Consider the following 21,397-nt stretch of genomic DNA (forward strand, 5'->3'; position numbering starts at 1 on the left):
CGAGTTGGATGGGGGTTAGTTTTCTCCGTCATTCTCGCGGTGCCAGGCACTGCACTCGAGTGTCGCGTTCATGACTTCGAGGGCAATTCCTACGAAGTATGTGACATTGACCCCGGCGAAGATGATTTGCGCTTGTTCCTGCGTGATGGGGACGGTGTCATTGGTACGTTCCAGAGACTGGTTGAGCATGTAGCGCCCAGAAAAGTCCACTTTGCGATGAACGCTGGTATGTTTCATCCTGACCGCAGCCCAGTCGGGCTCTACCAAGAGACGGGCAAGGTGATTTCTCCACTGGTTCTGAGCGAAGGGCCAGGAAACTTCGGCATGCTGCCGAACGGCGTGCTCTGCATCACTGATAGAAGCGTACGCATTTTCGAGAGCAGAACCTTTAATCTTTCTAATGTCGTTTGTCGGGACGCTACTCAGTCCGGCCCTCTATTGGTACTGGAAGGAGAGCTTCATCCGAGACTCATCCCGAATGGAACATCTCGGTTTGTTCGAAACGGTGTCGGTGCCGATCCTGATGGGAAAAGAGCAACGTTCGCAATTTCGCAGTCGCCCGTAAATTTTTATGATTTTGCACGTTTCTTTCGCGATGGCCTTGGTTTCTTGCACGCACTGTATTTCGATGGAAACATTTCTAAGTTCCATTCTACTCAGCTGGGGCGGACGAATTTTGGTTTGCCGGTCGGGCCAATTGTTGCTGTCATCGGAGGAGCAAATCTTGACGGCAATGAACGCGAAAGATAATCGGCATATCTTTCAAGCGGTTCGAGGGCTCCATGGCGCGTAGACGGAAAGGCCGAAATATCTCTGGTTGGCTCATCGTCGACAAACCGGCAGGGATCACATCCACGGCAGTCGTTAATAAGGTTAGGTGGGCCTTTGATGCGCAGAAAGCTGGTCACGCTGGGACGTTGGATCCTGATGCCACTGGGGTGCTAGCCGTTGCACTGGGCGAGGCCACTAAAACCGTCCCATATGTATCAGAATGCTTGAAAGCATATGAATTCACGGTACGCTTTGGCCAGTCCACGAATACAGATGACGCTGAAGGCGAGGTGATTGGGGAATCCGCATTGCGCCCGTCAGACGACGCAATCAAATCCGCGTTGGGATCTTTTGTTGGTGAGATTATGCAAGTGCCGCCGATTTTCTCGGCTGTGAAGGTGGATGGGCAACGAGCATACAAAATGGCGCGTGACGGTCACGATCTACAACTTGCTGCGCGACCGCTATGGGTTGAGTCACTCGTTTTAATCGACAGGCCTGATGAGGATCATGCGCGGTTCGAGCTGGTATGCGGCAAAGGTGGTTATGTGCGCTCTATAGCGAGGGACCTCGGAGGGAGTTTGGGGTGTTTGGGGCACGTTAGGGAGCTTCGGCGCATTTGGTCCGGTTCGTTCCGAGCAGACGAAGCTGTAGATATGGAAACTGTAGATCGTTTGGCAAAGACGTCCGAAATTGATAGTTATCTGCGACCCATTCAGGAGGGTCTACAAGGTCTGCCAGAAGTAATCGTGGCGGCGGATAATGTGCAAAAGCTTCGCAATGGAAATCCCGCTAGGGTGATCGCTTCATCGGTTGGATACGGTGACGAATGTTGGGTCAGTCATCAAGGGGAACCGGTGGCCGTAGGCATCTACCGCTCTGGAGAAATTCATCCTAATAGGGTGTTCGTGAAAGCCGACGAATGATCATCAAGTCGTTTCAGAAGGGCGACGCACATTCTGAGGCTTGGTATTCGGATTGTGAACGTTATCGTTTCATGCTGACCCGTATTTGGGACCCGCGCGGAAAGCGAGCGGTCTTTATCATGTTGAATCCCTCCACTGCGACTGAAGCTCAGAACGATCCCACCGTTGAGCGTTGTGAGCGGCGCGCCCGCGCACTCGGTTTCGGTGGGTTCAGGGTGGCAAATATCTTTGCTTGGCGGGCGACCGATCCGAAGGACCTACGAGCAACCAGTGATCCCGTTGGCCCAGAGAACGACGAGAGCATTATTGAAAGTGCTCTTTGGGCGGATCATATCGTCTGTGCATGGGGAGTGCATGGCTCGCTGCACGGGCGCGGGCAGTTCGTTGAAGCCATGTTGCGGGAAAAAGATTTCACCCTCTTGCATCTGGGGCTCACGAAAGACGGTCACCCAAAACACCCTCTGTACATATCCTATCGGCGCGAATTAGAGGCCTGGGAGTAGTTAACCCTGTTATCGAAATTGCAAGGTTAACGCAGTGCATTCTGATAATCTGACCCCCTCGCTGAAAACGCAGCTTCAAGGGGGTGTACCCATGCTAGCTATGTTGTCCCTTCTTTGTCTCGGTTTGATGGGGATGGCTTTTTTGCCAGATCCTATTCCTGATTCCGAAAATGACTCTGACGATACCGTCGCGTTAAAAGATAGCGAAAGGAATGAGGCTGAACGCGATTCTGAAGAGGCATTTTTCTTCGGGACGGAAGCCGATGACGTCTTAGAAAAGGGGGATGGCGAACAATATCTCGATGGATTTGAGGGTGATGACCTAATTTCGGGCGGCGGCGGAAGTGACATCCTGCATGGAGGTCCGGGAAGTGATTTCATAAATGGTGGAAGCGGTGATGATTTCCTAATCGGACATACTGGCAATGATCAGCTTTTCGGCGGAAACGGAGATGATGAACTTGTAGGCGGCGACGGCAAGGACTCGCTCTTCGGCGGGCCAGGTGAAGATTCGTTGTCCGGCTATTTGGGTCAGGACTACCTCGTCGGAGGAGCGGGTGAAGATGTGTTGTTTGGCGGAGCCAGTCATGATGTCTTGGACGGAAAGACCGATGAGATTTCTCCCGAACGCGATTTTCTCAATGGTGGCTCCGGGAATGATATTCTCGTTGGAGGCATGAAAGATGTTATGAGTGGGGGGACCGAAGCTGACTTATTCATCATCGATATCACTCTAAATGACGGTGCAAATCCCGCGCAAATTGACGATTTTGAAAAGGGTGTGGATGCGATCGAAATTGCCTTACTGCCGGATCTCGAACCCCCAAAAATCGAAATAGTAGCACAAGGAAATGGAAGCGCGCTCCTCTTGGATGGGCACTTAGCACTCCTTGTAACAAATACTTCATATCTTGAAGCGTCCGATATTTCGTTCGTTCGATCCGCTTAGAATGGAGGAACGACAGAAATTTCTTTTAAAATTCACTAATCTCTTTTAAAGGAACAGCTTCGCATCCGGAGCCGGATTCGAAATCTCCACGGGCCTTGCTGGACGACATCCCGGCTTGCGCCATAACCCTTTGTTCTGAAAGGAGCCCTCGATGTCGATTACTGCAGAAGAAAAAGCCCGACTGATCAAAGACTTTGGCACGAAAGAAGGCGATACTGGTTCGCCCGAAGTTCAGGTCGCCATTCTGACGTCGCGGATTTCGACGCTGACCGAGCACTTTAAGACCCACAAGAAGGACAACCACGGTCGCCGTGGCCTTCTGAAGATGGTTGCTCAGCGCCGTAAGCTTCTCGACTATGTCAAAGGCAAAGATGAGGCACGCTATCAGGACCTCATCAAGCGTCTTGGCATTCGTCGCTAAGAAGATTTGTCGTTTTGACTTGAAGCGCCCGCTCGTTCGAGCGGGCGTTTTTCATTTAGCACTTTTACAGCACAAAGCTTTTTCTTTTCCTTTTTCTCAAACTCCTGTATGGCCCCGCCATCTGGAACGTGACGCCTTAGACCCTGGCGCATGAGATGATGGAAGGGTCGGTGGCAATGGGGCTACCAATGAAATGAGAGACCCGGGAACGCCCGGGAGTGCTCTCCGACAGGATACGATGATGTTTAATGAAGTAAAAAAATCCATCCAGTGGGGCGAAGAAACGCTGACACTGGAAACGGGCAAAGTTGCCCGCCAAGCCGACGGGTCGGTTATCGCGACTCTCGGCGAAACAAGCGTGATGGCGAACGTCACGTTTGCAAAGGAGCCGAAGCCGGGGCAGGACTTCTTCCCGCTGACGGTCCATTATCAAGAGAAATACTACGCAGCGGGCAAAGTTCCAGGCGGCTTTTTTAAGCGGGAAGCACGCCCGACCGAGAAAGAAACCCTGACTGCACGTCTGATTGACCGTCCGATCCGCCCACTCTTTGTTCCTGGTTTCAAGAATGAAGTGCTAGTGATGTGTACGGTATTGAGCCACGATCTGGTTAACGACCCTGACATCGTTGCGATGATTGCAGCTTCCGCAGCTTTGACGATTTCGGGTGCGCCGTTCATGGGGCCGATCGCGGGTTGCCGCGTCGGTTTCGAAGATGGTGAATACATTTTGAACCCGACCGTTGATGATATGCAGGGCTTGCGCAACAACCCTGAGCAGCGCCTTGATCTCGTTGTTGCGGGCACCAAGGAAGCGGTCATGATGGTCGAGTCCGAAGCATACGAATTGTCTGAAGCAGAAATGCTGGGCGCAGTCACATTCGCGCATGAACAGATTCAGCCGGTGATTGATCTAATCATTGGCCTGGCCGAAGACAGTGCAAAAGAGCCGTTTGATTTCACCCCTCCAGACTATTCCGAGCTATTTGAGGCTGTGAAGGCTGCTGGCGAAGCGCAAATGCGCGAAGCATATGCTATCCTTGACAAGCAGGCGCGTCAGACGGCTGTCGCTGCGGCGAAAGAGCAAATCAAGGCGAGCTTGTCCGAGGAGCAGCTTGAAGATGCAAATCTCGGCTCCGCGCTCAAGAAACTCGAGTCCACTGTACTTAGAAGCACAGTGGTCAAGGACGGAAAGCGTATCGACGGACGTGCGCTCGATGAAGTGCGTTCGATCGTCTGCGAAACCGGCCTACTTCCGCGGACGCACGGCTCGGCACTTTTCACCCGTGGCGAAACGCAGGGCTTGGTTGTGACCACGCTTGGCACCGGTGACGACGAACAGATCATTGATGCGCTGCATGGAAACTTCCGTTCCAACTTCCTGCTGCATTACAACTTCCCGCCCTACTCGGTTGGTGAAGCTGGGCGCGTTGGCCCTCCGGGTCGCCGTGAGATCGGACATGGTAAATTGGCATGGCGTGCGCTTCAGGCGGTCCTGCCAGCAGCGACTGACTTCCCGTACACCATTCGCGTTGTCTCCGAGATCACCGAATCCAACGGATCCTCGTCTATGGCGTCTGTCTGTGGCGGTTCGTTGTCCATGATGGATGCAGGTGTACCGCTCAAAGCGCCGGTCGCAGGCGTCGCAATGGGCCTCGTCCTTGAAGATGACGGCTCTTACGCGGTGTTGACCGACATCCTCGGCGATGAAGACCATCTCGGCGATATGGACTTCAAAGTAGCAGGGACGGAAAACGGCATTACCTCGCTCCAGATGGACATCAAGGTTGCCGGCATCACCCCTGAAATTATGGAAAAAGCGCTCGACCAAGCAAAGCGCGGGCGGATGCACATTCTCGGAGAGATGGCAAAGGCCCTGACGGAAGCTGGCGATTTCAGCGTTCACGCTCCGCGCATCGAGACAATGCAAATCCCAACTGACAAGATCCGTGAGGTGATTGGCTCGGGCGGTAAAGTGATCCGCGAAATCGTTGAAGTTTCGGGCGCAAAGGTCGACATTAACGACGAAGGCATCATCAAGATCGCTTCCCCGAACGGTGAGGCAATCAAGAAAGCCTATGACATGATCTACTCGATCGTGGCAGAGCCGGAAGAGGGCAAGATCTACCGCGGCAAAGTGGTGAAACTTGTCGATTTCGGAGCTTTTGTGAACTTCTTCGGCAAGCGCGACGGTTTGGTTCATGTGAGCCAGATTGAAAACCGGCGCCTCAATCATCCATCTGACGTCTTGAAAGAGGGTCAGGAAGTTTGGGTTAAGCTTCTGGGCTTCGATGACCGTGGCAAAGTTCGTCTTTCGATGAAAGTCGTAGACCAGGAAACCGGCGAAGAAGCAAAGAACGAAGAAGAGTCCGAGTAATCTTCTTCAGTTGTAGAGTTGAATTGGCCCAGCTGTTTGCTGGGCCTTTTCTTTTGGCAGACTCCTATTCTCTGTAGCCAAATTGAAATGCCGTTGATCGCCGCGCATCTTCAGGCTTGCAGTTTTGAAACCGATCACCATCTTTGACCTGAAGGTCCAAAAACTCGTGCTGCATAGCGGGCGAAATTCGGTTGGACGCTTATATAAGGAGAAAGCCATGAACTTGGAAAAGTTCACGGAGCGGTCCCGTGGGTTCATTCAGGCCGCCCAAACCATTGCAATGAGAGAGAGCCACCAAAGGCTCGCTCCAGAACACCTTCTCAAGGCACTTCTCGACGATGAGCAAGGACTTGCCGCGAACCTCATTGGAAAAGCGGGAGGCAATGTTGGCCGCGTCAGAGAGGTATTGGAGGTTGCGCTTGAAAAGATGCCGAAAGTTACCGGCGATGCAGGTCAGGTCTACCTGGACAGCGCAACCGCGAAGGTCGTTGCTGAGGCAGAGAAACTTTCCGAAAAAGCGGGTGATAGTTTTGTTACCGTTGAGCGTTTGCTGACGGCACTTGCGATTGTGAAAACCCAGGCCAAAGATGCGCTTGAGGCTGGGGGCGTTTCCGCTCAGGCGCTTAATGCGGCAATCAATGATGTTCGCAAAGGCCGGACAGCGGATAGTGCAAACGCCGAAGACGGATACGATGCGCTCAAAAAATATGCCCGCGATCTCACGGAAGCCGCCGAACAAGGGAAGATCGACCCGATCATCGGTCGTGACGAAGAAATTCGCCGTGCAATGCAGGTTTTGAGCCGCCGGACCAAGAATAACCCTGTGCTGATCGGTGAGCCCGGTGTTGGTAAAACCGCGATCGCTGAGGGCCTAGCGCTTCGCATCATCGATGGCGATGTACCCGAAAGCCTTCGAAATAAAAAGTTGCTCGCCCTGGATATGGGTGCGCTCATTGCTGGCGCAAAATATCGTGGCGAATTTGAGGAGCGTCTCAAAGCCATCCTGAAAGAGATCGAAGTAGCCGCTGGTGAGATCATACTCTTCATTGACGAGATGCATGTGTTGGTCGGGGCAGGAAAAACCGATGGTGCGATGGATGCGGCGAACCTGATCAAGCCCGCTTTGGCCCGCGGCGAACTGCATTGCGTAGGGGCAACCACGCTCGACGAATACCGTAAATATGTTGAAAAAGATGCGGCCCTCGCGCGGCGTTTCCAGCCGCTCGTCGTGGAAGAGCCAACGTTAGAGGATACAGTCTCCATCCTGCGAGGCATCAAAGAGAAATACGAACTGCATCACGGTGTTCGCATTTCGGACTCGGCGTTAGTCGCAGCGGCGACCCTGTCGCACCGCTATATTACGGACCGTTTTTTGCCTGATAAAGCTATTGACCTTGTTGATGAAGCCGCGTCGCGCTTGCGGATGGAAGTCGATAGCAAGCCCGAAGAGCTTGATGCCCTGGATCGCCAAATCCTCCAGATGCAGATCGAAGCCGAGGCTCTGAAGAAAGAGGATGATACTGCTTCAAAGAGCCGCCTTGAGAAGCTTGAAAGGGAACTGGCTGATCTTCAGGAACAGTCAGCAGAGATGACTGCCATGTGGCAGTCCGAACGTGACAAGCTCGAGGGTGCACGCGGAATGAAAGAGCAACTCGATCGCGCGCGCGCCGATCTCGAGATTGCAAAAAGGGAAGGAAACCTCGCAAAAGCTGGTGAACTTTCATATGGCGTCATTCCACAGCTTGAGCGGCAACTTTCTGAGGCAGAGGATCATGAACAAGATTCGTTGATGGTTGAAGAGGCTGTTCGCCCCGAGCAAATAGCCGAGGTTGTCGAACGCTGGACGGGTATCCCGACATCAAAGATGTTGGAAGGAGAACGTGAAAAGCTCTTGCGTATGGAGCAAGAGCTTGGCCGTCGCGTCATCGGGCAAAAACCTGCGCTGCGGGCCGTCTCAAACGCCGTTAGGCGCGCGCGCGCTGGGCTGAACGATGAGAACCGCCCACTCGGTTCCTTCTTGTTCCTTGGGCCTACAGGTGTCGGCAAGACTGAGCTGACAAAAGCGGTCGCTGAATATCTCTTTGATGATGACAACGCGATGGTTCGCATTGATATGTCAGAATTCATGGAGAAGCATGCAGTAGCGCGCTTGATTGGTGCGCCTCCTGGTTATGTAGGATATGATGAAGGGGGCGTTCTAACCGAAGCCGTTCGGCGCCGACCTTATCAAGTTGTGTTGTTTGATGAGGTCGAGAAGGCGCATCCCGATGTCTTCAACGTTTTGCTTCAAGTCTTGGATGACGGTGTGTTGACCGACGGACATGGCCGAACGGTCGACTTCAAGCAAACATTGATTGTGTTGACCTCAAATCTGGGTGCCCAGGCTTTGAGCCAGCTGCCTGATGGTTCTGATGCTGCTGAGGCGAAGCGAGACGTGATGGATGCGGTAAGAGCACATTTCCGACCGGAATTCCTGAACAGACTCGACGAGACGATCATCTTTGACCGACTTGGTCGCGCCGACATGGATGGAATTGTCGAGATTCAGTTGCGTCGTCTTGCGAAGCGTCTATCGAGCCGAAACATTTCCCTCGACTTGGATGAAAGTGCGCGGAAGTGGCTGGCTGATGAGGGGTATGATCCTGTTTTCGGCGCGCGCCCATTAAAACGTGTTATTCAGCGCGCGCTGCAGGACCAACTCGCGGAAATGATCCTTGCCGGTGAAATTGCTGACGGCGATGTCGTGCCAGTTTCGGCAGGATCCGAAGGGATGATTGTTGGCGAGCGGATTTCAAGATCTGACAGATCTTTCCCTAACGACGCGGTTGTTCACTGATGAGCGGATCCCGCAGCCCCGAGTGCTCTTGGGGCTGCGCGACAGATCAAATATGCGATTAGATCATTCGGATAACGTCTTTATTGATCGCGAGCATATAGCCACGCCGAGCGATATTTTTGACAAGAAGCTCACTTATCATCTGATTGCCTAGGCTATCGCGCAATCGTTTAATCCGGGTCGCGCCGGCGGCTTCGTCACAATCAGCGGCAGAGCGTCCGGAAATTACGGCTTCAATCTCAGCTCCGGACAAAACCTCGTCATCCATCCGCGCTTCAGCAAGTACGCTCAAAGTTTCGATTGCGGCGTCGGTCAGCTTGAATTCAAAGTTGTTGAGCAAGACGACGTTCTGATCGCGACTGATCAACAGGGAATTGACGTCGATGCCACGGCGCTCGATATGCCCCATGCGGCGGTTCAGAGCTACGAGCATCAACAGAAAACTTACCGCGGCTATAAGGAGTGCTGCAGAAAAAACCAGCAGGACAAAGATCACAAAGCGGTACGATGTCAGTGTGTCGGAGAAAGCTGTCCCTGATTGTGCGAGAATTTCCAGTAATTTAATGTCTGATGGTGACGTGAGCGCAGTGTTCTCAACGAACAATGTCTCAACGCGTTCGTTGAAAGCGTTGGCGTCAGGCAAATTTATGAACAACAGAACTGCTGCGCAGATCAGCAAGAATGCTATTGAAGCGATTCCACCCCAAACAATCCGCGTGCCCGCCGCTTTGACGTCAGAAGCGGAGGAAGTAGTCTCCTGCACTCTCTTTCCTTTCCTCAAGGCCGTCTTCGGGAAAGACAGAAAGGACCTTCAGAAGTTCCCATCCATTTTTTCCAAGGCGATCTTCCAACTCTTTGTCGGCGATGTCGAGGTCGCAGGTTCCGAAAATCTCGGAAACACCGTAATGAAGGCGCAATGGATTATCTTGTTTTGCCTTGTAGTCTGCAAAACAATCAGCACTCGCGATTGTTGCGAAAGAGGAAAGACAGATGGTGAGCAGAAGCAATCTAAACATGATGATTACAAGAGCGGACTGAACCTTGTAATGCAATAACAACTGCAACTAAGCAGCTATTTCATCGCTCATGCTCTTTAGGTTTGACGTGAGTTGGAGGGCAGGTTGTGTGCCAGACGAGTAAACAACATCTCCGGTGCAAAATATGTCGGGTGAAGTCAGTTTTGGAGAGGACAACCTGGTGACGCTATGACTTTGATTGGTCCAGACTTTTCCTTTGAACGTGAACACATGGCTTCCGGTGCCCGCTGGGTGGTTGGCATAGATGAAGTCGGCAGGGGGCCAATTGCTGGTCCGGTAACCGCAGCAGCTATTATCCTGGATCCAGAAAACATCCCCGACGGCCTGAACGATAGTAAGAAGTTGTCGATCCGCAGGCGCGAGCGGCTATTTGCAGAAATTCTCGAAACTGCTGTTGTGGGCGTCGCGCATGCGAGCGTCGATGAAATTGACGAACTCAACATTTTAAGAGCGTCTCACCTAGCGATGGAGCGCGCGTGTTCGCTGCTCAGTATTTCGCCGTCGATGGCGCTTATCGATGGGAATCTTGTGCCGAAAGGACTCCGCATCCCCAGCGTGGCGATTGTGCGGGGAGACGCGCGTTCACAGTCTATCGCAGCTGCGTCGATTGTCGCCAAAGTGACCCGCGACAAGATCATGGTGGATTTAGAGCAACAATACCCTGGATACGATTGGGCGAAAAATGCGGGATATCCGACAAAGGCGCATTTAGAGGCGCTTCGAAATATTGGTGTGACCCCTCATCATAGGCGCTCTTTTAAACCGGTCCACAATATGTTGTATCAAGAGAAATCATAACACATTGATTCAAAAAAGCTTTTGACACCGAATCGCCTCTGACTCATTTTAGTCCTCAAGATCGAGTGGGAAAAACCACCGTCATTAGAGGCAAAAAATGAAGACAAAAACAAAAGCGGCGGGTGCGTCTACGCTCCCTTTAAACACTATTATTGATGGTGATTGCATCGAGGTTATGAACAGCTTGCCGGCTGGATCAGTGGATCTCATATTTGCTGATCCGCCATATAATCTTCAATTGCGTGGTGACTTGCACCGCCCCGATAATTCTAAGGTCGATGCTGTTGACGATCACTGGGATCAGTTTGACAGCTTCGCGCGCTACGATGCCTTCACGCGAGCATGGTTGAAGGCTGCAAGACGACTGCTAAAGCCGAACGGAGCAATCTGGGTGATTGGTTCCTATCATAACGTATTCAGGCTTGGAGCAGAGCTTCAAAACCAAGGTTTTTGGCTTTTGAACGATGTGGTCTGGCGCAAGTCTAACCCTATGCCGAACTTCCGCGGCAAGCGGTTCACCAATGCGCACGAAACACTGATTTGGGCGTCTAAGGAAGAGGGTGCTAAATATACTTTCAACTACGAAGCATTGAAGGCTTTGAACGAAGGGATCCAGATGCGATCCGATTGGGTCATTCCTCTTTGCACTGGTCATGAACGTCTCAAAGACTCAAACGGTGACAAGGCACACCCAACTCAGAAGCCAGAGGCATTGCTTCATAGGGTTCTTCTGGCCACCACAAATCCGGGTGACGTTGTTTTGGACCCATTTTTCGGAACGGGTACAACAGGCGCTGTCGCTAAGATGCTTGGGCGCGAATTTATTGGTATTGAGCGAGAAGCTGCATATCGCGAGGTAGCAGAGAAAAGGCTCGCATCTGTCCGCAAGTTTGACAAAGACGCATTGGAAGTGAGTGCTTCAAAGCGGGCGGAGCCACGCGTTGCCTTCGGAGTTCTGGTCGAACGTGGCATGCTGCGTCCGGGAGAGGAGCTGTGGTCAATTAATGGGCGTCATAAGGCCAAGGTGCGTGCTGACGGAACTTTGATTGGAAATGACATCAAAGGCTCGATCCATCAGGTCGGCGCCCATCTTGAAGGCGCGCCTAGTTGCAACGGTTGGACTTATTGGCAGTTTAAACGCGAAGGTCAGAAAGTTCCAATCGACGTGTTGCGCCAACAAGTGCGTGCCGAGATGCGCGAACATTAACGCTTTACCGCCGGTGCCTGTGGCTTGATCACGAAAAGGCACGAACTGCCCCGCCGAATGGCGGGGCTTTTTTATATCATTGAGGGATTGGGGTCTGGGCGTTCTTATATGGCTCCCAGTCGGTAATTTCAGGGTAATGCATTGCCCGCCATTTTCGAACTTGTGGGTTCATCTTGCGTCGCCAGAGCGGCGGTATCATCGCGAATATCGTCATAAGTGGATAGCCGTGAGGCAACTGCGGCGCTTCGAGTTCATCATAGTTTTGCAATAGCGGAAACCGCCGGCTTGGTTTGTAGTGATGATCTGAATGCCTTTGAAGATTGATAAGCAACCAGTTGGACCAGCGATGAGCGGCATTCCATGAGTGACGCGGCAAAACATGTTCGTACTTGCCGTCGCCAAGGTGTTTGCGTGTCAATCCATAGTGTTCCACATAATTGGCAAGTTCCAATTGCCAAACTGCCACGAATGCTTGCGTGATAAATAGAAAGACACCGAGCAAGCCTCCGAACCAGAATGCACAAGATAAAAAGAATATCTGAAGAAGTCCGTATTTCCAGAAAGGGTTTCTGAAAGACCACACTAAGCGCCCGCTTCGGATTAATTTCTCGCGCTCTGCAGTGAAAGAGGATGTAACGCATTCCTTTAGCACACGAGGAAAAAAGCGGTGGAATCCTTCATTGTACCGCGCTGTTACTGCATCCCGAGGAGTGCCAACATAACGATGGTGCACCAACAGGTGTTCGGATCTGAAATGTGAGTATAGCACCGATGCCAATAATATATCGGCCAGCCAGCGCTCGCCGCGCTGTTTCTGATGCATCAACTCATGTGAGTAGTTGATCCCGATCGTACCGCTCAGCACCCCAAAGCTAAAAAACACACCCCATGACTCGACCATGCTCAAGTGGGATGCTTTCGGGACGTACCACAGCAGTCCGAAGAGCGTCGCCATCTGAACAGGCACCCACGCAAGTGTCACAGCGCGATACCAAAACAGCTCAGCTTCCGGCGTTTCTGGGTCTTCATTCTTAGTGTTAAGTCCGGCGACGAGATCCAGTATTGAGAATAGCTGCCAGGTTGCCAGTGGCACGAGGAGCAGCGTCCATCCGCCTTGGAAAACGCTGATCCACATCAGCGGTACTAGCAGAAATGAGAGCCAAAAAGGTAATGCTGCGAGGAGTGCAGTTCTTGTGCCGTGCATAACAACCTAATTCCCGACTTGAACATCGATAGCCTACCGCTATCCACATGCACTCTCAATTCCACAAATCGTCGCTGGATATCACCTTAAAAACTTTCCTCATCAGGCTCGGCAGATCAGAAGGTCGCAATTCATCGCTCGGCATCCAAAATTGGTTCGGGGCCAGAGGAATATCCGGGGCCCAAGCATAGTGAACATCCAACTTTAGGTGAAAGTGCGTGAACGTATGTTTGACTTGATTGCCATATCGTTGCCAATGCGCAGCAAAAGGGGGCTCCACCTCGGGGTTAAGCTCGGCCCATGTCGAAGAGGGCCAGCACACCATGTTACCTAACAGTCCCTCGGGTGGACGGCGCTCAAGTAGCCACGCACCATCAAATCTGCGTCGTGCGACGAAAGCATTTCCGAATCTCGTCGGCTTTGCCTTCTTGGGCAGTTTTTCAGGAAGTGTATTCTGGAGGGACGCCGCGAAGCCCGCGCAGCCGCTTCGAAGTGGACAGATGTCACAGGATGGAGCGCGAGGTTTGCAAATGGTCGCGCCGAGATCCATCATCGCTTGGGCAAAGTCACCTGGACGATTTTGCGGCGTCAGGCGGGTAACGTGTTGAAACAGTTCTGGCTTGGATGTGGGCAGTGGTGTTTTGATGGCAAAGAGGCGCGATATTACGCGTTCGATGTTACCATCCATAACTGGTTCAGGAAGGTTGAACGCAATCGAGCTAATCGCGGCGGCAGTGTACGGACCTATACCTGGCAGCGAGAGCAACGTTTCGAAATCGCTGGGGAACTGACCTGCAAAATCTTGGTCTATGACCCGGGCGCATTTCAACAAATTCCGAGCTCGGGCATAATATCCTAGGCCAGCCCACTCAGCCATAACATCGGAATCTTCAGCTTTTGCGAGAGCCGAAACGTTGGGCCAGCGCGTGGTGAATGCTCTAAAGTAATCTCGCACGACGACTACGGTTGTTTGCTGAAGCATGATTTCCGAAAGCCAGATCCTATACGGGTCAGGCTGGACCCCGGCAGCGCGCTCTTTTGGGCCGATACGCCATGGCAGAACGCGGGCATTTCCGTCGTACCAGCTCAGCAAGTCATCAGAAATCTTCTGGTCACGCAATATTTACTCTCCCTTAACCACGCTTTTACTGGCGACAGAAACTGCATCCTCTAGTATGCCCATTTAGGATGGATCAGAAACAGCGCAAAAAGATATCTGGTGGGTTTGCGCGAGCAGGCAAGCTGCTTCAAACGCGTATCAATGAGGCAAGCGCGAAGCGCGGCTTTGGCGAGACGCGCGTGTTGACCCATTGGCGAGAGATCGTTGGTCCCGCTACCGCAAATGTTTGCCGCCCCGTGAAGATATCCTACAAAACGGGCGGTATCGGCGCGGTGTTAACCATTCTATCGAATGGTGCGCACGCAACGATCCTTTCCATGCAAAAGCATGATATTCTTGAAAAGGTGAATGCTTGTTATGGGTATCGTGCTATACACGATATTCGGATCACTCAAACGGCTCCGACCGGATTCAGTGAGGGACAAGTGGAGTATGTGGCGCCTCGCCAAAAATCGGAGGCGCCGAGAGAACTTTCGAGCCGTGATAGAAACATAGTTGCTACGATAGCGACTGGGGTAGAAGATACTCGCCTACGAGCCGCTTTAACTGAATTGGGTGGTTCGATATTGGCGCGAAACGGACAAAAGACAGTTAGGAGCAGTCATGGATCGTAGACTTTTTTTGGCTTCGACAGGTGTCGGTGCTGTAATGGCAATGAACGTGCCTTTGCCGCTCTTCGCTCAAGAAGCAATAGATGCTGCCGTTGAAGTTACGGAGATGGTTATTGGTAACCCCGACGCTGAAGTCGAAGTCATCGAATATGCTTCATATACTTGTCCCCACTGCGCGAATTTTCATCAATCCGTTTACCCGACTTTGAAATCGGATTTCATAGACACTGGGCTTATTAAGTTCGTTTATCGCGAAGTTTACTTCGACCGCTTTGGGCTTTGGGCTTCAATGGTGGCTAGATGTGGTGGCGAGCAAAGATTTTTTGGCCTCACCAAGATGTTATATGAAAAGCAACGGGAATGGACCGCTGGCGGTGATCCTGTTGCCATCGCGGAAAACCTCAGAAACCTCGGGAAGGTATCCGGTCTTACCGATGAGTTATTAGATGGATGCATGACTGACGCCGCCAAAGCACAGGCGCTCGTAGACTGGTTCCAACAGAATACAGAGGATGACGGGATCAACTCTACGCCAAGTTTTGTGATAAACGGCGTGAAATTCGAGGGAAGTTGGGATGATGAACTCATCCCTGCCATTGAAGCGGCCCTTAGCTAGTTCCGTCTTTGTTTAGATGTGATATTTTCAGACAACGCTTCTTTTAAGGGAGTCTTGTCTGAAAACTGCAATCTCACAGGCAATGTGATAACTTTTTGGCGGAAGCTCGGCGGTAATCTTGCTGCGTCTTTTTCTGTAGTGACAAGTTGCGCGACGCGCAGTTTTGCTTCGCGTTCAAGGCGCTTTAGCAAACCATCCGAGAGGGCTTGGTGATCTGTGAGGGCAACGCCTCGGATCACTTCGGCCCCTAATCTTCTGAGAGTTTCGAAAAATTTCTCAGGATGACCTATTCCCGCAAAGGCAAGGACGCGCATGCCCGCCCATGGCATTCCAGTCGCAAGTGGGATCAATTCACCTTGGAGAATTGGGGTGGCTTTATGAAGTTGCGTTTCGCTCAAAAACTGTTGGCGTTCTTGCTCAGTTCCGATCAGCGCCACAAGATCCGTGCGATCTAGCCCTGATTGTACTGGTTCTCGTAATGGCCCAGCAGGAATGACGTGGCCGTTACCAAATCCTCTTCTGGCGTCGACAACAACAATTGAGAGATCCTTTGGTATGTCAGGGTTCTGATGACCGTCATCGAGCAAAATCACGTTTGCACCTGCTTTTTCCGCCATAGCGACGCCAAGCGATCTGTCGCGCGCTATCCAAGTTGTTGCAAATGAAGACAGCAACAACGGTTCGTCACCCACGTCTTTGGCAGAATGGCGTCTCTCATCAACTTTAAGCGGCCCCTCCAGATTGCCGCCGTAACCTCTTGATACTATGTGAGGATTTGAACCAGTACCCTGCAAATACTGTGCAAGCGCTATGACCGTCGGTGTCTTGCCCGTACCTCCCGCGTTGATGTTTCCTACACAAATCACCGGGATGCTGGACCGATACTTCGGTTCTCGCCTCAATCGCCGGGCAGTACCAAAAGCATAAAGCGCTGCAAGCGGCGTCAGTAGGCGCGCTGCAACACCGGTACGCTGATACCAGAAATTTGGTGCTCTCATGCAGCGGACCTATTAGCTATTAGAGACGTTAGAGTTGTTTCCATTGTCTTGGCGATTTCTGCGCCCTCAGAGATGACGGACCATGCGCGGCTTGCCTGTTCGGCGTTGATATTGGCAGCAAGAAGATCCTCCACTGACGCGGGTAGCTCTTGTGTTTGAGTTATTTGGGTGCTGGCATTTGCCGATGCAAGGCGCTCGAACTTTGGACCATAAGGGGCAGTCCCTGGACCATGTATAATGGCCGAGCCTAGTGAAGCTGGGTCAAACGGATCCAGTCGACTTGCCTCGGATAAACTGCCGCCAATAAAGGTGATGGGCGAAAGCCGTAGCCAGTTGGCCTTTCGATCAAGGCCTTCAGTGACGAAAATCTGGGTGGCATCGGAAATCGGATCGCCTTTGCTTTCGAATGCTATGTGCATGCCACTATCTGCGTAACACGATTCATCCTTGTCGGATTGAGCGACGATCAAGAGGAGCCGATGTGCGCCTCTGCTGGCTTGCTTATGCGCGCGGAGAATCTCTTTTATTTCAGTAACATGAGGATCAAAGGCAAGCCAAACGGGCCTTGTTTTAAGGGCTTCGCCGATCTCGCCAAGCGCGGTTTCATCCACTGTGGGAGCAGGGTGCGGATCGTCCAAAATACCAATGTTTTCAATGTTAGTGGGCGGTGTTCCGTAGCGGCGGAGGCGGGTGGCGGAGGGGGCGTCGGTTGCGAGGACGACATCGAAGCGTCGAAACAGCGAACGGCGCGATGTTCGGAACCAACCGGCGGGCGTACGGCTGATGTTCTCGTCGCTTGCGTTCAGAAAAATTCGTTTAGTTTCAAAGGGATCAAGTGCTGTGAGATAGGCGGGGACGAGGGGGCCGCCGAGCCATATCAGGATGTCCGGTTGCCAGTGGCGGACGAAGGTGCGCGGGTTGGTGAGGGCCTCGATCGGTTGCATGATGAAGGCTGGATGGGGTGCCTCGGCGGGCAGGGTGTCGGCGGTTAGAACCACGGTGATGTCAGTGCCGCCTTCCTCTAGCCGCTCAATTATTTTTGCAATTGATATCAATCCCTTATGGGTTGGGCAGTGGAGCCAGATCAAATGCCCAGGTGGGCGGGAAGGCCAATCTGTAGGGGTCAACGCGGGCGCTCCATCAGAGTTATTCAGCACTCAATTCCCGCCTATGTTACCGGCGTTTGAGATCAAGCGACAGCCCTGCAAAACTCCAAAATGGCCCATGCACAACTGATGCACAATCCATGCACATCTTATGCATATCGCACCTGCAGAAACTTTTATGAATGGTTAACAGCGCAACACTCAAACAAGGGCGTCAATCAACTGTTCGTGCAGTACCTTTCCGCCCGCAACCATGCCGTTGATCTGCGGATGCGGATTGTTGAATAGAGGGTGACTTCCGAGACGGTCGCTCACCGCACCGCTGGCCTCTGCCACGATCAGGGAACCGGCGGCGACATCCCATTCCCACGTCGGGCGCAAAGTCAGCATCGCATCGAAGCGGCCTTCGGCCACCAGACAGAGCCGGAAGGCGAGGGAGGAACGGAACGCGCGGTGAAATGGCGGCGGCGCTGTGGCACGCCAATGCTGCGGCTCGAGATTGGGGCGGGTAGTGAGCACTTGAGCCGCGTCTAGGTTCACACGGCGCGATGCGACGATCGGCAAGCCATTGCGGGTGGCGCCCCGCCCGAGAGCGGCTGCGTAGGTGACATTGCGCTGAGGCAGGTGGACAGCGGCCGCCAGCACCACGCCCTTTTCGACCACCGCAAGGGAATGCCCCCAATCGCGGCCACCATCAATGAAGGCGCGGGTGCCATCAATTGGATCGACGATGAAGACCCGATCCTGCGCAAGCCGTTCGCGGCTGTCGGTCGTCTCTTCCGACAGCCATCCGTAATCGGGGCGTGCGCTGGTCAGCCCCTTGCGGAGCATTTCATCGACAGCCAGATCGGCTTCGGTCACGGGGCCAGCTTCATCCGGTTTGTGCCAGACCTTCACGTCCTTCTGGAAGTAACGGTTGGCGATGCGACCGGCTTCCTCGGCTGCGTCGATCAGAAGGGAGAGATCACTCTCCGGCAAGGGTGAGCCCTTCGACGAGCAAGGACGGTACAACGCGGCTGAGGTGCATGCGGGCGTCATTGGCGGGGGTGATCCGCATCAACATATCACGCAAGTTTCCGGCAATCGTACATTCGTTCACGGGGTAGGCGATTTCGCCGTTCTCGACCCAGAAACCGCTGGCGCCGCGAGAGTAGTCACCTGTGTTGGGATTGATCGTTGATCCGATCATCGAGGTGACGAGGAGGCCCGTGCCCATTTCCGCCAGAAGATCGTCGAAGCTTTGGGTGCCTTGGGTCAAGGCGATGTTGGAAACGCTGGGCGAGGGCGGTGCGCCCGTGCCGCGCACGGCGTTGGCTGTACTTTCCATGCCGAGCTTGCGGGCATTGGCGAGATCGAGCACCCAGCCGGCCAGCACGCCGTTATCTACCAATGCGCGTTCGCGTGTTGGCAGGCCTTCGGCATCGAAAAGGCGCGAGGCGGAGGCGCGTTTGCGGTGTGGGTTTTCGGTGATCGACAGGCCTTTGGGCAGTACCTGTTCGCCCATCGCGTTGCGCAACCAGCTGGAGCCGCGCGAGATTGCAGCGCCGTTGATGGCCATCAGCAAATGCCCGACGAGTGAATCAGAGATGCGTTCGTCGAAGAGCACCGGATAGGCGCCGGTTTTCGGGCGGCGGGGGTTCATACGGGCGACGGCGCGCGCGCCAGCGGAGCGACCGATTTCGATAGCGCTGCGGAGGTCCGATTGGAATATCCGGCTATCGTGATCGTAGTCACGTTCCATGCCTGTGCCTGTGCCGCTGATGGCAACGCAAGAGATGCCGCGATCTGATCGTTGGTATCCGGCAGAGAACCCATTACTGGCCGCGATATGAATACGCCGGTGGCTGTAACCGGCGGAGGCGCCTTGTACTTGTGTAACCCCTGTTACGCCAAGGGCGGCGGCTTCTGCCTCGGCGGCATCGCGTTGTAGTGCTGCCGGATCGGGCTCTTCGGACGGATCGAACATCTCAAGCCGTTTCGTATCCAGATCGGTGGCGAGCATGGAGGGGTCGGCCAGCCCTGCATAGGCATCGTCTGGTGCTTCCTTTGCCATTGCGATGGCACGCTCGGCGACCTGACGGAGCGCTTCGTCACGGGTATCGGAGGAGGAAACACAGGCTTGTTTTTGCCCGATGAGGACGCGCAAGCCAACATCAATGCCTTCGGAGCGTTCAGCGTGTTCGAGTTTGCCGCCGCGCACATCAATGCTGGTTGATGTGCCATCGACTGCGAGTGCGTCGGCGGCATCCGCGCCAGCGGCGCGGGCCAGTTCCAGCAGGCGGGTGGTCAGGCTCTCGAGCGATTGGGTCATCGGTTTTTCCTCATGCTTTGGTCATGAGGTAGCCCCACCGACCCGCCATCGCAAGGGCAGGCTACTGGATGCGCTGCCCGTTGATGATCACATGACCATTTTCGTTGATTTCGAGGGTGCTGCGCAATTCGTCTGGGCCGATGACATTTGCAAACATGCCGAGCATCATCCGCGCGCCCATGATCTGATCTTGCGGGAGCATTCCCATTGCGGCGAGTTTTTCCAGCAGGGCGTTGATGCCTTTTGCCTCAATGATTGCCGATCCTTGTGCGCTGGGCATATCGGGGATCGGACCCGGGCGGTTGTAATCGAGATCGAATGCGCCGCTGCCTGTGATCTCGGCCCCAGCGCCGGAGAGTTCCAGCCCTTCGATGGCGAGGCTATGCACCTCGGCGGGCACATCAGCGCCCATCATCGAGTCGACCTGATCCGGGTCCAGCAGATCAAAGAGCAGCCGCATTGTGCCTGAGAGGCTCAGGTTGAAGTTGATCGGGCTGTTTTCGAAGTTTCCGGCGGGGTCGATCATGTTCCAGAACAGGTCATCAATTTGCAGATCGCTGAAGCCGAGAGCTGCGGAGAAGGGCACAGGCGTGGCGCTGCGTGCAAGGGGCGTGTCGAAGGAGAGTTTGTAATCCCCGAGCGACACCGTGGCAGGGGCAGGAAGCAGCATGGAGCGGATCTCGACATTGAGATTTTCGAACGTACTGGCGAGGGCGAGGCGCTCTTCATCGACGGAGGCGAAGGTGCTGCCCCCGTCGCCAGTGATGATCGCGGAGTTTGGCTGACCGTCTTCGACATAGGTGATGAGGGTTTGGGAAGGGCCGTATGAATAGGTGCTTTGCCCTTCAAGCCCAGCTGTCAAGGCATCTGCGGAAACCTCATAGGCAAACCCCGCTGGCAGAACGGCATCGGTTTTCTGGCTGAAATCGGTGATCTGGCTGGTGAGGTTGAATTGGGCATCATCCTCGGCAAACTCGAAGAGGAGATCGAGCGAGCCGAAGCCGAATTCATAGGAAATGATCTGGGGAAGGCTGGTCGAATTGGTGTAGCTGCCGGTGAGTGCGTTGACGAAGATCGTGCCGCCGACAGGGACAGGATCGCCGCGATCGAGTGCTTCGGTAATGGTGAGGGCGGTGCGGTCCGACGCGATGTCATAGGTGAGCATCGTTGGGTCGCCCGAGACGGTCATGGCCATATCCCCGAAACTGATCTCGACAGTCACCTGATCCCCTTGCGCGCCAAGGGTCGGGATGATCACGACAGGCATTGTGTCGGGCAGGGTGACGCTGACCGTGCCATCGGCATTCTGACTGAAGCGCAGGGTATCTAGCGTGGCTTTGAGGTTGATATCCGGGTCAGAGAGGGTGACGACCATATCCTCGATGATGAGGCTGTCGCCCTCGCGGCGTTCGACCCCGACGGTGACGGCTCCTGCGCCCATGACCGCAAGATCGTCTTTCCAACTCTTCCAGACATCGGAGACGCTGACATCCGCGAAGGAGGTCACTGGAAAGAGGGAAAGCGTGACGGGAAGCAGCAGTCTGGTCACGGGAGTGCGGCGGCGCATCGGAAATCCTTTCAAAGGTACGAGATGATGATCGGGTGCCTT

At 53.7% G+C, this 21,397-nt stretch carries 21 protein-coding genes; 12 read left to right on the top strand and 9 right to left on the bottom strand.

Features of this window, described 5'->3' with window-relative positions; all coding sequences use genetic code 11:
• Nucleotides 1-15: 15 nt before the first annotated feature.
• Nucleotides 16-237 (bottom strand): hypothetical protein, encoded by a 222-nt coding sequence (locus tag AB1E42_RS01820; protein WP_368345298.1) that lies wholly within the window; start codon nucleotides 235-237, stop codon nucleotides 16-18.
• Here AB1E42_RS01820 and AB1E42_RS01825 point away from each other — a divergent pair.
• From AB1E42_RS01825 to clpB, 7 genes are all read left to right on the top strand, one after another.
• On the top strand, nucleotides 229-750 hold the full coding sequence (locus AB1E42_RS01825) for a phosphodiester glycosidase family protein (RefSeq protein WP_368345299.1): 522 nt from the start codon (nucleotides 229-231) through the stop codon (nucleotides 748-750). The two genes, AB1E42_RS01820 and AB1E42_RS01825, sit on opposite strands and share 9 nt — an antisense overlap.
• A gap of 32 nt (nucleotides 751-782) precedes the next feature.
• Entirely contained in the window at nucleotides 783-1,697 is a 915-nt protein-coding gene (gene truB / locus AB1E42_RS01830) for a tRNA pseudouridine(55) synthase TruB (protein WP_368345300.1), read from the top strand.
• Nucleotides 1,694-2,200 carry a DUF1643 domain-containing protein gene (locus AB1E42_RS01835; RefSeq protein WP_368345301.1) on the top strand — a complete coding sequence of 169 codons (507 nt, stop codon included), beginning with the start codon at nucleotides 1,694-1,696 and terminating at the stop codon, nucleotides 2,198-2,200. Before truB ends, AB1E42_RS01835 begins: the two co-directional genes overlap by 4 nt.
• Nucleotides 2,201-2,291: 91 nt before the next feature.
• Nucleotides 2,292-3,149, top strand: coding sequence for a calcium-binding protein (locus AB1E42_RS01840; protein ID WP_368345302.1), 858 nt, complete (start codon nucleotides 2,292-2,294; stop codon nucleotides 3,147-3,149).
• 151 nt (nucleotides 3,150-3,300) lie between these two features.
• Nucleotides 3,301-3,570 carry a 30S ribosomal protein S15 gene (gene rpsO, locus AB1E42_RS01845; RefSeq protein ID WP_368345303.1) on the top strand — a complete coding sequence of 90 codons (270 nt, stop codon included), beginning with the start codon at nucleotides 3,301-3,303 and terminating at the stop codon, nucleotides 3,568-3,570.
• A 241-nt stretch (nucleotides 3,571-3,811) separates the two neighbouring features.
• Nucleotides 3,812-5,944, top strand: coding sequence for a polyribonucleotide nucleotidyltransferase (gene pnp / locus AB1E42_RS01850; protein ID WP_368345304.1), 2,133 nt, complete (start codon nucleotides 3,812-3,814; stop codon nucleotides 5,942-5,944).
• A 217-nt stretch (nucleotides 5,945-6,161) separates the two neighbouring features.
• Nucleotides 6,162-8,780: an ATP-dependent chaperone ClpB gene (clpB, locus tag AB1E42_RS01855; protein ID WP_368345305.1), complete on the top strand. Its 2,619-nt coding sequence runs from the start codon at nucleotides 6,162-6,164 to the stop codon at nucleotides 8,778-8,780.
• 58 nt (nucleotides 8,781-8,838) lie between these two features.
• Here clpB and AB1E42_RS01860 read toward each other — a convergent pair whose 3' ends face one another.
• On the bottom strand, nucleotides 8,839-9,543 hold the full coding sequence (locus AB1E42_RS01860; RefSeq protein ID WP_368346346.1) for a transcriptional regulator: 705 nt from the start codon (nucleotides 9,541-9,543) through the stop codon (nucleotides 8,839-8,841).
• Here AB1E42_RS01860 and AB1E42_RS01865 point away from each other — a divergent pair.
• The 3 genes from AB1E42_RS01865 (at nucleotide 9,428) to AB1E42_RS01875 (ending at nucleotide 11,822) form a co-directional block, all read left to right on the top strand.
• Nucleotides 9,428-9,835 carry a hypothetical protein gene (locus tag AB1E42_RS01865; protein ID WP_368346446.1) on the top strand — a complete coding sequence of 136 codons (408 nt, stop codon included), beginning with the start codon at nucleotides 9,428-9,430 and terminating at the stop codon, nucleotides 9,833-9,835. The two genes, AB1E42_RS01860 and AB1E42_RS01865, sit on opposite strands and share 116 nt — an antisense overlap.
• 150 nt (nucleotides 9,836-9,985) lie before the next feature.
• Nucleotides 9,986-10,615, top strand: a complete 630-nt coding sequence (locus AB1E42_RS01870) for a ribonuclease HII (protein WP_368345306.1) — start codon at nucleotides 9,986-9,988, stop codon at nucleotides 10,613-10,615.
• A gap of 97 nt (nucleotides 10,616-10,712) precedes the next feature.
• Nucleotides 10,713-11,822 carry a site-specific DNA-methyltransferase gene (locus AB1E42_RS01875; protein ID WP_368345307.1) on the top strand — a complete coding sequence of 370 codons (1,110 nt, stop codon included), beginning with the start codon at nucleotides 10,713-10,715 and terminating at the stop codon, nucleotides 11,820-11,822.
• Between the two features lie 76 nt (nucleotides 11,823-11,898).
• Here the strand turns inward: AB1E42_RS01875 and AB1E42_RS01880 are convergent, their stop codons facing one another.
• Together AB1E42_RS01880 and mutY are read right to left on the bottom strand one after the other, a co-directional pair.
• Complete coding sequence (locus tag AB1E42_RS01880; protein WP_368345308.1) at nucleotides 11,899-13,026, bottom strand: alkane 1-monooxygenase; 1,128 nt, start codon at nucleotides 13,024-13,026, stop codon at nucleotides 11,899-11,901.
• Between the two features lie 55 nt (nucleotides 13,027-13,081).
• Entirely contained in the window at nucleotides 13,082-14,146 is a 1,065-nt protein-coding gene (mutY, locus tag AB1E42_RS01885; protein WP_368345309.1) for an A/G-specific adenine glycosylase, read from the bottom strand.
• Nucleotides 14,147-14,214: 68 nt separating this feature from the next.
• Between mutY and AB1E42_RS01890 the strand changes: the two genes are divergently transcribed.
• Complete coding sequence (locus tag AB1E42_RS01890) at nucleotides 14,215-14,760, top strand: DUF721 domain-containing protein (protein WP_368345310.1); 546 nt, start codon at nucleotides 14,215-14,217, stop codon at nucleotides 14,758-14,760.
• Nucleotides 14,750-15,373, top strand: a complete 624-nt coding sequence (locus AB1E42_RS01895; RefSeq protein WP_368345311.1) for a DsbA family protein — start codon at nucleotides 14,750-14,752, stop codon at nucleotides 15,371-15,373. Before AB1E42_RS01890 ends, AB1E42_RS01895 begins: the two co-directional genes overlap by 11 nt.
• Here AB1E42_RS01895 and lpxK read toward each other — a convergent pair.
• From lpxK to AB1E42_RS01920, 5 genes are all read right to left on the bottom strand, one after another.
• Complete coding sequence (gene lpxK, locus AB1E42_RS01900; RefSeq protein WP_368345312.1) at nucleotides 15,370-16,371, bottom strand: tetraacyldisaccharide 4'-kinase; 1,002 nt, start codon at nucleotides 16,369-16,371, stop codon at nucleotides 15,370-15,372. The genes AB1E42_RS01895 and lpxK overlap by 4 nt on opposite strands.
• Nucleotides 16,368-17,498, bottom strand: a complete 1,131-nt coding sequence (locus AB1E42_RS01905) for a 3-deoxy-D-manno-octulosonic acid transferase (RefSeq protein ID WP_368345313.1) — start codon at nucleotides 17,496-17,498, stop codon at nucleotides 16,368-16,370. The genes lpxK and AB1E42_RS01905 overlap by 4 nt, the downstream gene beginning before the upstream one ends.
• A gap of 180 nt (nucleotides 17,499-17,678) precedes the next feature.
• Nucleotides 17,679-18,455 carry a 3'(2'),5'-bisphosphate nucleotidase CysQ gene (locus AB1E42_RS01910; RefSeq protein ID WP_368345314.1) on the bottom strand — a complete coding sequence of 259 codons (777 nt, stop codon included), beginning with the start codon at nucleotides 18,453-18,455 and terminating at the stop codon, nucleotides 17,679-17,681.
• Nucleotides 18,442-19,788 (bottom strand): TldD/PmbA family protein, encoded by a 1,347-nt coding sequence (locus AB1E42_RS01915; RefSeq protein ID WP_368345315.1) that lies wholly within the window; start codon nucleotides 19,786-19,788, stop codon nucleotides 18,442-18,444. The genes AB1E42_RS01910 and AB1E42_RS01915 overlap by 14 nt, the downstream gene beginning before the upstream one ends.
• Nucleotides 19,789-19,849: 61 nt before the next feature.
• A complete protein-coding gene (locus tag AB1E42_RS01920; protein WP_368345316.1) occupies nucleotides 19,850-21,355 on the bottom strand; it encodes a hypothetical protein in 1,506 nt (501 codons plus the stop codon).
• Nucleotides 21,356-21,397: the final 42 nt, after the last annotated feature.

This window comes from Pelagovum sp. HNIBRBA483 (genome assembly GCF_040931995.1).
Taxonomy (GTDB): Bacteria; Pseudomonadota; Alphaproteobacteria; order Rhodobacterales; family Rhodobacteraceae; genus JAEPMR01.

Bases quoted from the DNA above. Each gene is read 5' to 3' on its own strand.
- AB1E42_RS01840 (WP_368345302.1), top strand. From the start codon at position 2,292: ATGCTAGCTATGTTGTCCCTTCTTTGTCTCGGTTTGATGGGGATGGCT.
- AB1E42_RS01895 (WP_368345311.1), top strand. From the start codon at position 14,750: ATGGATCGTAGACTTTTTTTGGCTTCGACAGGTGTCGGTGCTGTAATG.
- truB (WP_368345300.1), top strand. From the start codon at position 783: ATGGCGCGTAGACGGAAAGGCCGAAATATCTCTGGTTGGCTCATCGTC.
- clpB (WP_368345305.1), top strand. From the start codon at position 6,162: ATGAACTTGGAAAAGTTCACGGAGCGGTCCCGTGGGTTCATTCAGGCC.
- AB1E42_RS01875 (WP_368345307.1), top strand. From the start codon at position 10,713: ATGAAGACAAAAACAAAAGCGGCGGGTGCGTCTACGCTCCCTTTAAAC.
- AB1E42_RS01915 (WP_368345315.1), bottom strand. From the start codon at position 19,788: ATGACCCAATCGCTCGAGAGCCTGACCACCCGCCTGCTGGAACTGGCC.
- AB1E42_RS01920 (WP_368345316.1), bottom strand. From the start codon at position 21,355: ATGCGCCGCCGCACTCCCGTGACCAGACTGCTGCTTCCCGTCACGCTT.
- rpsO (WP_368345303.1), top strand. From the start codon at position 3,301: ATGTCGATTACTGCAGAAGAAAAAGCCCGACTGATCAAAGACTTTGGC.
- AB1E42_RS01865 (WP_368346446.1), top strand. From the start codon at position 9,428: ATGAACAACAGAACTGCTGCGCAGATCAGCAAGAATGCTATTGAAGCG.
- AB1E42_RS01835 (WP_368345301.1), top strand. From the start codon at position 1,694: ATGATCATCAAGTCGTTTCAGAAGGGCGACGCACATTCTGAGGCTTGG.
- AB1E42_RS01870 (WP_368345306.1), top strand. From the start codon at position 9,986: ATGACTTTGATTGGTCCAGACTTTTCCTTTGAACGTGAACACATGGCT.
- AB1E42_RS01820 (WP_368345298.1), bottom strand. From the start codon at position 237: ATGAAACATACCAGCGTTCATCGCAAAGTGGACTTTTCTGGGCGCTAC.
- AB1E42_RS01825 (WP_368345299.1), top strand. From the start codon at position 229: ATGTTTCATCCTGACCGCAGCCCAGTCGGGCTCTACCAAGAGACGGGC.
- AB1E42_RS01880 (WP_368345308.1), bottom strand. From the start codon at position 13,026: ATGCACGGCACAAGAACTGCACTCCTCGCAGCATTACCTTTTTGGCTC.
- pnp (WP_368345304.1), top strand. From the start codon at position 3,812: ATGTTTAATGAAGTAAAAAAATCCATCCAGTGGGGCGAAGAAACGCTG.
- AB1E42_RS01890 (WP_368345310.1), top strand. From the start codon at position 14,215: ATGGATCAGAAACAGCGCAAAAAGATATCTGGTGGGTTTGCGCGAGCA.
- lpxK (WP_368345312.1), bottom strand. From the start codon at position 16,371: ATGAGAGCACCAAATTTCTGGTATCAGCGTACCGGTGTTGCAGCGCGC.